Origin of the sequence: Streptomyces xanthophaeus, from assembly GCF_030440515.1 — a bacterium.
Classification (GTDB): domain Bacteria; phylum Actinomycetota; class Actinomycetes; order Streptomycetales; family Streptomycetaceae; genus Streptomyces; species Streptomyces kutzneri.
Genome location: NZ_CP076543.1, coordinates 6,103,962 through 6,116,403, shown reverse-complemented (window position 1 = coordinate 6,116,403; position 12,442 = coordinate 6,103,962). Strand labels below are relative to the sequence as shown.

10 protein-coding genes are annotated in these 12,442 nt (G+C 70.1%); all 10 read right to left on the bottom strand.

Features of this window, described 5'->3' with window-relative positions; genetic code table 11:
- Positions 1-24 precede the first annotated feature (24 nt).
- Positions 25-360, bottom strand: coding sequence for an RNA polymerase-binding protein RbpA (locus KO717_RS27250; RefSeq protein ID WP_010352468.1), 336 nt, complete (start codon positions 358-360; stop codon positions 25-27).
- A gap of 181 nt (positions 361-541) precedes the next feature.
- Positions 542-772 carry a preprotein translocase subunit SecG gene (secG, locus tag KO717_RS27245; protein ID WP_030009080.1) on the bottom strand — a complete coding sequence of 77 codons (231 nt, stop codon included), beginning with the start codon at positions 770-772 and terminating at the stop codon, positions 542-544.
- Between the two features lie 130 nt (positions 773-902).
- Positions 903-1,679, bottom strand: a complete 777-nt coding sequence (gene tpiA, locus KO717_RS27240) for a triose-phosphate isomerase (RefSeq protein WP_030009079.1) — start codon at positions 1,677-1,679, stop codon at positions 903-905.
- 6 nt (positions 1,680-1,685) lie between these two features.
- Entirely contained in the window at positions 1,686-2,900 is a 1,215-nt protein-coding gene (locus KO717_RS27235; RefSeq protein WP_301371881.1) for a phosphoglycerate kinase, read from the bottom strand.
- A 131-nt stretch (positions 2,901-3,031) separates the two neighbouring features.
- Positions 3,032-4,039 carry a type I glyceraldehyde-3-phosphate dehydrogenase gene (gap, locus tag KO717_RS27230; protein WP_030009077.1) on the bottom strand — a complete coding sequence of 336 codons (1,008 nt, stop codon included), beginning with the start codon at positions 4,037-4,039 and terminating at the stop codon, positions 3,032-3,034.
- A 232-nt stretch (positions 4,040-4,271) separates the two neighbouring features.
- A complete protein-coding gene (locus tag KO717_RS27225; RefSeq protein WP_301371878.1) occupies positions 4,272-7,232 on the bottom strand; it encodes a M14 family metallopeptidase in 2,961 nt (986 codons plus the stop codon).
- A gap of 137 nt (positions 7,233-7,369) precedes the next feature.
- The gene (whiA, locus tag KO717_RS27220; protein WP_030009075.1) at positions 7,370-8,365 is read right to left on the bottom strand and encodes a DNA-binding protein WhiA; all 996 of its coding nucleotides are present in this window, start codon (positions 8,363-8,365) and stop codon (positions 7,370-7,372) included.
- Positions 8,356-9,420 carry a gluconeogenesis factor YvcK family protein gene (locus KO717_RS27215; RefSeq protein WP_301371869.1) on the bottom strand — a complete coding sequence of 355 codons (1,065 nt, stop codon included), beginning with the start codon at positions 9,418-9,420 and terminating at the stop codon, positions 8,356-8,358. Before KO717_RS27215 ends, whiA begins: the two co-directional genes overlap by 10 nt.
- Positions 9,417-10,364: an RNase adapter RapZ gene (rapZ, locus tag KO717_RS27210; RefSeq protein ID WP_030009073.1), complete on the bottom strand. Its 948-nt coding sequence runs from the start codon at positions 10,362-10,364 to the stop codon at positions 9,417-9,419. Before rapZ ends, KO717_RS27215 begins: the two co-directional genes overlap by 4 nt.
- Entirely contained in the window at positions 10,361-12,370 is a 2,010-nt protein-coding gene (gene uvrC / locus KO717_RS27205) for an excinuclease ABC subunit UvrC (RefSeq protein WP_301371867.1), read from the bottom strand. The genes rapZ and uvrC overlap by 4 nt, the downstream gene beginning before the upstream one ends.
- Between the last annotated feature and the right edge of the window lie 72 nt (positions 12,371-12,442).

Below are 12,442 nucleotides of genomic sequence, written 5' to 3'. Positions count from 1 at the left end.
TCACGTCACACTCTTCGCGCCGTCTCAGATCTCGCCGCGGAGCTTGGCGAGCGCCTCGGCCAGGATCGCCTCGCCGTCGGCGTCCGAGCGCCGTTCCCGTACGTACGCCAGGTGCGTCTTGTACGGCTCGGTGCGCGGCGGCGCGGGCGGGTTGTCCCGGTCCTGGCCGGCCGGGAACCCGCAGCGCGGGCAGTCCCAGGTGTCCGGCACCTGCGCGTCGCTGGCGAAGCTCGGCTGCGTCTCGTGCCCGTTCGAGCACCAGAAGGAGATGCGCAGACGGGGCGCGGACTCGCCGCGCTCCGCCTCACCCATCGGCCCCGCTCCGACCCGGCTACCACGGATCGCGTTGCCACTTGCCACGGTCGTAACTCCCTGCGTGATGGTGCCGCGGAAGGTGAGTGGAATTCCGCCGCGGAGCGCCCAAGTCTACGTAAGGCCCAACGCACGTCCAGTGAGCGGAGTTACTGATTCCACGCGATGGACGCCGGCCCTCATGATAGGCCGGACGGTGCCGACCGGACTGCCGGAATGGCCAGAACGGTCAGCTGCTCGACTTCGTCAGCAGGCCGAGAGCGACGATGCACGCGAACCACAGCAGACCGACGACCACGGTGATGCGGTCCAGGTTGCGCTCCGCGACGGAGGAACCGCCGACCGACGACTGCATACCGCCGCCGAACATGTCGGAGAGGCCGCCGCCCTTGCCCTTGTGCATCAGCACGAGCAGCATCAGCAGGGCGCTGAAGACGATCAGGGCGATCGAGAACCCCATAATCACGGCTGATTCCTACTTTCTGGCTTTTTCGGGCTTTCCGGCTTTGCGAGATGTGCACGGGGGCCAGGGGCTGATGCATCAGCCTCTGGCCCCCGCAAGGGTACGACGGATCCGCCCTACCGCATACTCACTGGTCGCGGAAGCGGACGATCTTGACGAACTCGTCCGCGTCCAGTGCCGCGCCGCCGATCAGGGCGCCGTCGACGTCGGGCTGGGCCATGATCGCCGCGATGTTTCCGGACTTCACGGAGCCGCCGTACTGGATGCGGACCTTGTCGGCCAGCTCCTGCGAGTACAGCTCGGCGAGGCGGCCGCGGATCGCCCCGCAGACCTCCTGGGCATCGTCGGGGGTGGCGACCTCGCCGGTCCCGATGGCCCAGACGGGCTCGTAGGCGATCACGATGGACTCGACCTGGTCGGCCGGGACGCCTTCCAGGCCGCCGTCGAGCTGGCTCAGCGTGTAGGGGACCTGCTGGCCGGCCTTGCGGATGTCCAGGCCCTCCCCGACGCACAGGATCGGGGTGATCCCGTGCCGGAAGGCGGCCTTGACCTTGGCGTTGCAGATCTCGTCGCTCTCGCCGTGGTACTGGCGGCGCTCGCTGTGGCCGACGGCCACGTACGTGCACTTCAGCTTCGACAGCATCGGGCCGGAGATCTCACCGGTGTAGGCACCGGAGTCGTGCGCGGAGATGTCCTGGGCGCCGTACTTGATCTTCAGCTTGTCGCCGTCGACCAGGGTCTGGACCGAGCGCAGGTCGACGAAGGGCGGCAGGACCGCGACCTCGACGGCGTCGTAGTCCTTGTCGGTGAGGGCGAAGGCGAGCTTCTGGACGTGGGCGATGGCCTCGAGGTGGTTGAGGTTCATCTTCCAGTTGCCCGCCATGAGCGGGGTGCGCGTGGTCATACGGGTTCAGCCCTCCAGGGCGGCGAGGCCGGGGAGCGTCTTGCCCTCGAGGTATTCGAGGGAGGCGCCGCCACCGGTCGAGATGTGGCCGAATGCATTCTCGTCGAAGCCCAGGATGCGGACCGCGGCGGCGCTGTCGCCACCGCCGACGACGGTGAAGGCGCTGCTGTCGAGCAGGGCCTGGGCGATGGCCGAGGTGCCCCCGGCGTAGTCGGGGTGCTCGAAGACGCCCACCGGGCCGTTCCAGAAGACGGTCTTGGCATCGGCGATCTTCGACGCGTACAGCTCACGCGTCTTCGGGCCGATGTCCAGGCCCTCCTTGTCGGCGGGGATCTTGTCCGCGTCGACGACCGTGAAGTCGGCCGGGGTCTTGCCCTTGAGGTCCGGGAACTCCGCGGAGACCAGTACGTCGACCGGGAGGACCAGCTCGACCCCGGTGTCCTCGGCGCGCTTCATGTACTCCTTGACGACCTCCACCTGGTCCTTCTGGAGCAGGGAGATGCCGACCTCGTAGCCCTTGGCGTAGAGGAAGGTGTAGGCCATGCCGCCGCCGATGAGGATGCGGTCGGCCTTGCCGAGCAGCTCGTCGATGACGGCGAGCTTGTCGGAGACCTTGGCGCCGCCGAGGACCACCACGTACGGGCGCTCGACCTCGGCGGTCAGCTTCTTCAGGACGCCGACCTCGGTGGCGATGAGGTAGCCGGCGGCCTGCGGGAGGCGGGCCGGGAGGTCGAAGACCGAGGCGTGCTTTCGGTGCACGGCGCCGAAGCCGTCGCCGACGTAGACGTCGGCGAGCTCCGCGAGCTGGTCCGCGAAGGCGCCGCGCTCGGCGTCGTCCTTCGAGGTCTCACCGGCGTTGAAGCGCAGGTTCTCGATCACGGCGACCTGGCCGTCGGTCAGGGCCTCGACGGTCTCCTTGGCGGAGGCGCCGACGGTGTCGGTGGCGAACGCGACGTCCGCACCGAGCAGTTCACCCAGGCGTGCGGCGGCCGGGGCGAGCGAGAACGCCGGCTCGACGCCGGCGCCCTTGGGGCGGCCCAGGTGCGAGGCCACGATGACGCGGGCGCCGGCTTCGGCGAGCTTCGCGATCGTGGGCTGGACGGCGCGGATGCGGCCGTCGTCGGTGATGGTGCCCTCGGCCAGCGGGACGTTCAGGTCCGCGCGGACGAAGACCCGCTTGCCCTTGACGCCTTCGGCGAGCAGTTCATCGATCGTCTTCATGTATTTCTACTCCTTTGAGCCTTCACTCGAAGGGCGAGGAAGGATAACGAGGCAAGCAACAGGGCCCGTGCGGCGCATCGTTGCGCTGCTCGGACCCTGTGCTTCACATCGTGGTGCCTTGCCCTACGTTTTTAGAGCTGACCGCCGACGAAGACGGTGAGGTCGACGAGACGGTTGGAGTAGCCCCACTCGTTGTCGTACCAGCCGACGACCTTGACCTGCGTACCGTCCTGAACCATGGTCAGGGAGGAGTCGAAGGTGCAGGACGCGGGCCAGTTCACGATGTCGGAAGAGACGATCGCGTCCTCGGTGTAGTCGAGGATGCCCTTGAGCTGCCCCTCCGAAGCCTTCTGGAAGGCCGCGTTGATCTCTTCCACCGTGGTCTCGCGGGAGAGCTCCAGCACCAGGTCGGTCACCGATCCGGTCGGGACCGGGACGCGCATGGCGATGCCGTCGAGCTTGCCCTTGAGCTGCGGGAGGACCAGCGCGGTGGCCTTGGCGGCACCGGTGGAGGTCGGGATGATGTTCTCGGCCGCGGCGCGGGCGCGACGCAGGTCCGAGTGCGGGAAGTCCAGGATGCGCTGGTCGTTCGTGTACGCGTGGACCGTCGTCATCATGCCCTTGACGATGCCGAAGTTCTCGTCGAGGACCTTGGCCATCGGCGCCACACAGTTGGTGGTGCAGGAGGCGTTGGAGATGACGTGGTGGTTGGCCGCGTCGTACTTGTCGTGGTTGACGCCCATCACGATGGTGATGTCCTCATCCTTGGCCGGAGCCGAGATGAGGACCTTCTTCGCGCCCGCGGCGATGTGCTTGGCGGCGTCGGCCTTCTTCGTGAAGATGCCGGTCGACTCGATGACGATGTCGGCGCCCAGCTCGCCCCAGGGGAGGTTGGCGGGGTCACGCTCGGCGAAGGTCTTGAAGGTCTGGCCGCCGACGGTGATGCTGTCGTCGGTGTGGGAGACCTCGGCCTTGAGGCGGCCCAGGATGGTGTCGTACTTGAGCAGATGCACCAGGGTCGCGTTGTCAGTCAGGTCGTTGACACCGACGATCTCGATGTCCGCTCCCTGCTCCAGGAGCGCCCGGAAATAGTTGCGGCCAATTCGGCCAAAACCGTTGATGCCTACGCGGATCGTCACGAACCGATCTCCTCGTTGGTGCGCCGGTAAGAGCGCCGGCGAGCTGTATGGGATGTCCCCGACCGCTTACGACCCTACCTCTCCGTGAGCTTTTGGGTGACATCGGTCGGGGCCTGACACTCCCCCTACTTCCCGGGGGTACTCCCGCGTGGGTCCCGTTCCGGACACGCCGGAACGGGACCTCCGGACTTCGATCCCCGTCACTCAGGGTGAGTGACGGGCGGGCCTGCGATCAGCGGTGCAGTGTGCGCAGTGCCTTACCGACGAGTAGGGCACGGTCCGCCGCGGTGGGCATGTGTTCCAGGCCGAAGCCCAGCAACACCGTGTCACGTGTGGTGACCGCAGCGTAGGACTTGAACAGTTCCCCGGACCGGGCCCAGTCACCGGGAACTTCGGGGCTCCCGGCCGGTGCGGCCTGTGCCGTCCAGGCTCCGAGGGACGTCTCGAATCCCTCGACGGGCTGGTCCGCGCCCTTGACGGAGAGGCGCGCCTCGTCCGCGAAGACGCCGCGGCCGCCCGAGCCCGGGTCGGTGATGTAGGAGAGCGAGAGCTCAACGGTCTTGCCGGCGTAGGCGCTCAGGTCGAAGGAGACCTGCTTCCAGCCGCCGGAGGAACCGGTGAAGCTGTTCCACCGGCCGCTGGTGCCCTGCGCGGTGCAGCCTCCGGCGTCGAGCGTGAGGTAGCGGCGCAGGAACGGGTGTCCGTTCATGAAGAACCCGGCCGCGCACTCCTCGGGGACGGTGGAGCTGCTCAGGCCGCCCTTGTCCGGCAGGGTGGTCCAGTCGTCGCCGCCGGCGGTCCGGGCCTCCAGCGCGGCGTGGTCGTAACCCTCCTCGACGTTCCAGTTGAGCGCCAGCTTCAGCTGCGGCTGGTCGGCCGCGGTGACCCCGGTGAGGTCGATCGTACGGACGAGGCGCTTCCAGTCGTCGTCGGCGTGCAGGGCCGCGGCCATGCCGGCGCCGGCGTAGGGGGCGTACGGGTTCACGACCCCGGTGAAGGCTCCCGCCTGGGCGCTCCTGAACTGCGGGAACTGTGCGGGCGCCAGGGTCTCGGAGGTCACGGTGTACCCGCCGGGGGCGTTCAGCGGGTTGCCCGCGGCGTCCCCGACGTTGCCCCGTGCGCCGTTCAGGGCGCCGGCGCCGGCGAAGCCGGTGGCTCCGGGGGTGCTCGTCCGGCTGTACGCGCCGAGCCAGTACTGGCTGAAGTCGTTGGTCACGGCGCGGCCGACCTGGGCGTTGCCGCCCGCCAGCTCACCGGCCTCGATCAGCTTGCCGCCCTCGTTGAGGAAGTCGCGCACCGCCAACTGGGTTTCGCCGCCGGGGGTCTTGGCTCCCGTGTAGTGGACGGCCGTACCGAAGTGGGAGAGGACTCCGAGGTGGTGCGGGGCGCCCTGGACGGCTACGTCCCAGACCGCCGCGGATCTTCCGTTGGCGCGCAGGGCGTCGACGTAGGTCTGGGCGTGCTGGGCCTTGGCCCCCTCTTCCGCGATCACCAGGACGTCCGCGCGCGGCCGCTCGGCCACCGTGTACGTGAAGTGCTCGCTGGAGACCTGCTTGCCGGAGCGGTCGCGGCCGGTGAACCAGACCTCGACCTTGTCGCCGGGCTTCGCGCCGTCGACCTCGGCGCGGTACTCGTCGAACCAGTTGTTGTCGTCGCCGCCGTAGACCTCGCCGCCCTTCCAGGGCCTCAGGTCCTCGTCGTGCGTGCGGCCGCCGTTGATCCGGAAGTTGACTTCCTTGTCCTTCAGCGCCTTGCGGGCCGTGACGGAGACCGTCTGGTCCTCGCCGCGGGCGGCGTAGGAGGTGGCGAAGGCGTCCACGGTGAAGTCGGCGGCGCTCAGGCCCAGCGAGGACTTCGGCCGGTCCGGGGTCGCGGCGCTCTCGCCGACGGACAGCGCGAAGGGGATGTTCTTGGCGAACTCCGCCTGGATGAGCTTCTCGTCGTCCGGGAAGTTGAAGCCGGAGGCGCAGTCCTCGGGCTTCCACAGATCGTTCGGGTCGCTCGCCGAGGCGGTCTGGCAGGTGGTCATCTCCGGCGTGAACATCATGATGCCGTTGACGTTGGAGGCGTGGCCGTCGGCCTCGCCGTTGGTGGTGTAGAGCTCGGAGGAGACCTGCGGGTAGTAGCCCGGGACGGCGGGGTTCTCCGGGGTGCCGGCGAGCGCCTTGTAGGCGACGTCGTCGGGGGTGGGGGTGGCGACCTGCCAGCCCACGCCGTAGAGGAGCAGCTCGGCCGCGGAGTGGTAGTTGATGGCGTACTCGAAGCCGATGCGCTTCTCGAAGCGGTCGAGGGCGACGGTTTCGGGCTCGGAGGTGGCGCTCGGGCCGCGGTAGGTCTCGTTCGACTGGGTCGGCGAGGAGCCCTCGTTGTCGTAACCCCACTTGAAGGCGAAGTTCCGGTTGAGGTCGACCCCGTCGCCGGGGCCGGTCTTCCCGTCGCCGTTGTTGTCGCGCAGGTTCTTGCGCCACAGCCGCTGTCCGTCGGCCGCGTGCGTGTAGTCGTACCCGTCCGGGTTGGCGGAGAGCAGGAACCACAGCTCACTGGTGTCCACCAGCTTGGTGATCCGCTGGTCCTTGCCGTAGTTGTCGATGGTGTGGTGCATCAGCCGCCGGGTCATCTCGGGGGTGATCCACTCACGGGCGTGCTGGTTGGACATGTAGAGGACCGAGGGCTTGTCGCCGTCCTTGGTCTTCCTGGCGTTCTTGCTGACCTTCAGGGCGAGGATGTCCTTGCCCTGGACGGTCTTGCCGATGGAGACGACCTTGGTGAGCCCCGGGTTCTCCTGCGCGGTCCGCAGGATCTCCTCCTGGAGGCCGCCCTTGCCGCTGTACGGGCGGAACACCCCGTCCCCGGCGGCCTTGGCACGGGCGAGGCCCTGGGCGGGGACCTTGCGCTCGGCCAGCTTGACGCCCTGGGCGGCGAGTTCCCCGGCCTGGCCGGCGCTGAGGAAGAGCTCGACCCGGGCGGTTCCGGTCTCCGGGGCCCGCTCGGTGAGCTCGTGCGCGTCCTGCCCCGCGGCGAGGACGAGCGGGACCTGTTCCCGGGTGATGTCGGCGTCGTAGACCCGTACCTCGTCGGCGCCGGACGCGGCGCCGGGTGCCGGCTGGGCCTGTGCCGCGGCGGGCAGCACGGCGAGTGTGGTTCCGAAGACGAGTGCGCTTGCGGCGAGGATCGATCTCGCGCGGTGACTCATGTGCCCCCCTGGGCGTCGTCTGCCACGAAAGCGTTCGGACGCCAGACTCAAGACCGGCCCATGCTCATGTCAATGGGGCGTGCGGCAAAGGGGCCCGCACGAGTGATCGCGCGAGCCCCTTCAGCCGTACCGGAGTCCTAACCGGCCATGTTGTCGGCCATCTCCTCGCTGAGGTCGAGGTTCGACTCGGTGCCCGGGATGCCGAGGTCCTGGGCCCGCTTGTCGGCCATCGCCAGCAGGCGACGGATCCGGCCGGCGACCGCGTCCTTGGTCAGCGGCGGGTCGGCGAGCGCGCCCAGCTCCTCCAGGGAGGCCTGCTTGTGCTCCATGCGCAGCCGGCCGGCCGCGGCCAGGTGCTCGGGGACCTCCTCGCCGAGGATCTCCAGCGCGCGCTGCACGCGGGCTCCGGCGGCCACCGCGGCCCGCGCGGAGCGGCGCAGGTTGGCGTCGTCGAAGTTGGCCAGGCGGTTGGCGGTGGCGCGGACCTCGCGCCGCATCCGCCGCTCCTCCCAGGCCAGCACCGACTCGTGCGCGCCGAGCCGGGTCAGCAGGGCGCCGATCGCGTCGCCGTCGCGGACCACGACCCGGTCCACTCCGCGCACCTCGCGCGCCTTGGCGGCGATGGACAGCCTGCGGGCGGCGCCCACCAGGGCCAGGGCGGCCTCCGGGCCGGGGCAGGTGACCTCCAGGGAGGAGGACCGGCCCGGCTCGGTGAGCGAGCCGTGGGCCAGGAAGGCGCCGCGCCAGGCCGCCTCCGCGTCGCAGGTGGCCCCGGAGACCACCTGCGGGGGAAGACCCCGGATGGGGCGGCCGCGGCCGTCCACGAGGCCCGTCTGGCGCGCCAGCTGGTCACCGCCGGCCACGACGCGGACCACGTAGCGGCTGCCGCGGCGCAGTCCGCCCGGGGCCATCACCACCAGGTCCGAGGAATGGCCGAAGATCTCCAGGATGTCCTTGCGCAGGCGTCTGGCGGCGATCCCCGTGTCCAGCTCCGCCTCGATGACGATGCGGCCGCTCACCAGGTGAAGCCCGCCCGCGAACCGAAGGATCGCCGAGACCTCCGCCTTCCTGCAGCAGGTCCGGGTGACGGGCAGGCGGGAGATCTCATCCTTCACCGCAGGCGTCATCGCCATGGGCCGATCCTTCCATGCATCCGAAAAATACGGTCGTACGCGGCGGCCAGCAGCTCCGGATCGTGCTTCGGAGAGCCGTCCTGCCTGGCCACGGGCGCCAGCTCGACCGCGGCACCGAACCGTTTCGCGGCATCGGCGAGGGACTCGCGGTCGGGCACGGCGGCCTCGTCGGCCAGCACCACGTCCAGGGCGAGTTTAGGGGCGTGTCGGGCCAAAACCTCCAAATGACGCTGCGGAGAGAAGCCCTCTGTTTCGCCGGGCTGCGGCGCGAGGTTCAGCGAGAGGACCCGACGGGCCTTCGTCTCCATCAGCGCGTCCAGCAGTTCCGGCACCAGCAGGTGCGGAATGACCGAGGAGAACCAGGACCCCGGACCGAGCACCACCCAGTCGGCGTCCAGGACGGCAGCGACGGCCTCCGGCACGGCCGGCGGGTCGCTCGGCACCACCTGCACGGAGAGCACCTCGCCCGGGGTCAGCGCCACCGTGGCCTGCCCGCGGACGGTGTCCACGTCCTCGGGGCGGGCCGGGTCGTGCCCCCGGACCAGAGCCTGCAGCTCCAGCGGCACCGCCGACATGGGCAGCACCCGGCCCTGCGCCCCGAGCAGCTTCCCGACCAGGTCGAGGGCCTGGACGGGGTCGCCGAGCTGTTCCCACAGGGCGACGATCAGCAGGTTGCCGACCGCGTGCCCGTGCAGATCGCCCTCCGACTGGAAGCGGTGCTGGATGACCCGGGCCCAGGTCTGGCCCCAGTCGTCGTCACCGCACAGCGCGGCCAGCGCCTTGCGCAGGTCGCCGGGCGGGAGCACGCCGAGCTCCTCCCGGAGCCGGCCGCTGGAACCGCCGTCGTCGGCGACGGTGACCACGGCGGTGAGGTCACCGGTGATCCGGCGCAGGGCGGCGAGGGAGGCCGACAGGCCCTGGCCGCCGCCGAGCGCCACCACCTTGGGCGTGGCGCCGCGCCGGCGGCCGGAGCGGCCGACGCGGCCCGCGGCGTCCTCGCCCCGGCCCGGGGTGAGGCGGCGCAGGCGGCTCAGCCGCGGGGTCCGTGCGGTCACTCGCGCCCCATGTCCCGGTGGACTACGACGGTCTCGACTCCCTCGGAGGCGAGGCGGGCGGCGAGCTTCTCGGACATGGCCACGCTGCGGTGCTTGCCGCCCGTGCAGCCGACCGCGATGGTCACGTACCGCTTGCCCTCGCGGCGGTAGCCGGTGGCGATGAGCTGGAGCAGCTCGGTGTAGCGGTCGAGGAACTCCTTGGCGCCGGGCTGGCTGAAGACGTACCCCGACACCTCCTCGTTGAGCCCGGTGAAGGGGCGCAGCTCCGGGACCCAGTGCGGGTTGGGGATGAAGCGGCAGTCGACGACGAGGTCGGCGTCGACGGGGAGGCCGTACTTGTAGCCGAAGGACATGACGGTGGCCCGCAGCTCGGGCTCCTCGTCCCCGGCGAACTGGGCGTCCATCTTCGCGCGCAGTTCGTGCACGTTCAGGCTGGAGGTGTCGATCACCAGGTCGGCGTCGCCGCGCAGCTCGCGCAGCAGGTCGCGCTCGGCGGCGATGCCGTCGGTGATGCGCCCGTCGCCCTGGAGGGGGTGCGGGCGGCGGACCGACTCGAAGCGGCGGACCAGCGCGTCGTCAGAGGACTCCAGGAAGACGATGCGGCGGGTGACGCCCTTGCTGTCGAGGTCGGCGAGGGACTCGCGCAGGGCGTCGAAGAACTGGCGGCCGCGGACGTCCACGACGACGGCGATGCGGGCCACGTTGCCCTGGGAACGGGCGCCGAGCTCGACCATGGTCGGGATCAGGGCCGGCGGGAGGTTGTCGACGACGAACCAGCCGAGGTCCTCCAGACACTTCGCCGCCGTACTGCGGCCGGCCCCGGACATGCCGGAGATGATCACCAGCTCGGGGATGGCCGCCTCGGCGGTCTCGCCGGGCTCCACTGTCGTGCCCGTACTCACCTGTGCTCCGTCTCGGTCGTGCGCGGTCTCGTGCTCGGTCATTGCTCGGTCCCCCGTTCGGACGATGCTCCCGCGGGCGCGGGGGTCTCATCCTCAATGATCTCTCCTGTGGCCGTGTTGACGGCAGGACCAGCGGGAACCGACTGGGCGAGGGCCGCGGCCACGGTCTCGGCCGTCTTACGGCCTATGCCCGGGACCTCGCAGATCTGGTCGATTGTCGCCTGTCTCAGCTTCTTCACCGAACCGAAGTGCTTGATCAAGGCCTGCTTGCGGCTCTCGCCGAGGCCGGACACCTCGTCCAGCGGGCCGGATTTCAGGCGCTTGCCGCGCTTGCTGCGCTGGTACTGGATGGCGAACCGGTGGGCTTCGTCACGGACCCGCTGGAGCAGGTAGAGGCCCTCGCTGGTGCGCGGGAGCACGACGGGGTCGTCCTCGCCGGGCAGCCAGACCTCCTCCAGCCGCTTGGCCAGACCGCACACGGCGACGTCGTCGATCCCGAGCTCCTCCAGGGCCCGCTTGGCGGCGGCGACCTGCGGCTGCCCGCCGTCGACCACGACGAGCTGGGGCGGGTAGGCGAACCGCTTGGGGCGCCCGTCGTCCTCGGGCACCGCGCCCTCGCCCTCCTCCGCCTCCCACTCGCCGGTCTTCAGCTTCTCCTGGAGGTAGCGGCGGAAGCGCCGCGAGACCACCTCGTGCATGGAGCGGACGTCGTCCTGCCCCAGATGCGATTTGATCTGGAAGCGCCGGTACTCGCTCTTGCGGGCCAGCCCGTCCTCGAAGACGACCATCGACGCGACGACGTCGTCACCCTGCAGGTGGGAGATGTCGAAGCACTCGATGCGCAGCGGGGCGCTGTCGAGGTCCAGTGCCTCGGCGATCTCCTCCAGGGCCCGGGAGCGGGTGGTGAGGTCGCTGGCGCGCTTGGTCTTGTGCAGGGCGAGGGACTGCAGCGCGTTGCGGTGGACGGTCTCCATCAGGGCCTTCTTGTCGCCGCGCTGCGGTATCCGCAGGCTGACCTGGGACCCCCGGCGCTCGGCGAGCCACTGGTTCAGTGTCGGCGTGTCCTCGGGGAGTGCCGGGACCAGCACCTCCTTGGGCACGGCCTCGCCCTTCTCCTCGCCGTACAGCTGCTGGAGGGCGTGCTCGACGAGCCCGGCCGTGTCGACGGCCTCGACCTTGTCGGTGACCCAGCCGCGCTGGCCGCGGACCCGGCCGCCGCGGACGTGGAAGATCTGCACCGCGGCTTCGAGCTCGTCCTCGGCCACGGCGATCAGGTCGGCGTCGGTGGCGTCGGCGAGCACGACGGCGTTCTTCTCCATCGCCCGGCGCAGCGCCCCGATGTCGTCGCGCAGCCGGGCGGCCTTCTCGTACTCCATCTCCTCGGCCGCCGCGTGCATCTCCTTCTCCAGCCGGGAGAGGTAGGTGCCGGTGCGGCCGGCCATGAAGTCGCAGAAGTCCTCGGCCAGTTCGCGGTGCTCCTCGGGGGTGACCTTGCCGACGCAGGGGGCGGAGCACTTGCCGATGTAGCCGAGCAGGCAGGGGCGGCCGATCTGGGCGGAGCGTTTGAACACGCCCGCGGAGCAGGTCCGGACCGGGAAGACCCGGAGCATCAGGTCGACGGTCTCGCGGATGGCCCAGGCGTGCCCGTACGGACCGAAGTAGCGCACGCCCTTCTTCTTGGGCCCGCGCATGACCTGGACCCGCGGGTACTCCTCATCGAGGGTGACCGCGAGGGAGGGGTAGCTCTTGTCGTCCCGGTACTTGACGTTGAACCGGGGGTCGAACTCCTTGATCCACGAGTACTCCAGCTGGAGCGCCTCGACCTCGGTGGACACCACGGTCCACTCGACGGAGGCGGCCGTGGTCACCATGGTGGCGGTACGGGGGTGCAGGCCGGCGATGTCCTGGAAGTAGCTGCCCAGGCGCTGGCGCAGGCTCTTGGCCTTCCCGACGTAGATCACCCGGCGGTGCTCGTCGCGGAACTTGTAGACCCCCGGGGAGTCCGGGATCTGTCCCGGCTCGGGGCGGTAACTGGAAGGGTCGGCCATGCCAACCACCCTACTTGCGCGCGCCGACAACAGACCGTACGCCTCCGGCGCGGTCCGCGGAGCTTCCCGGGC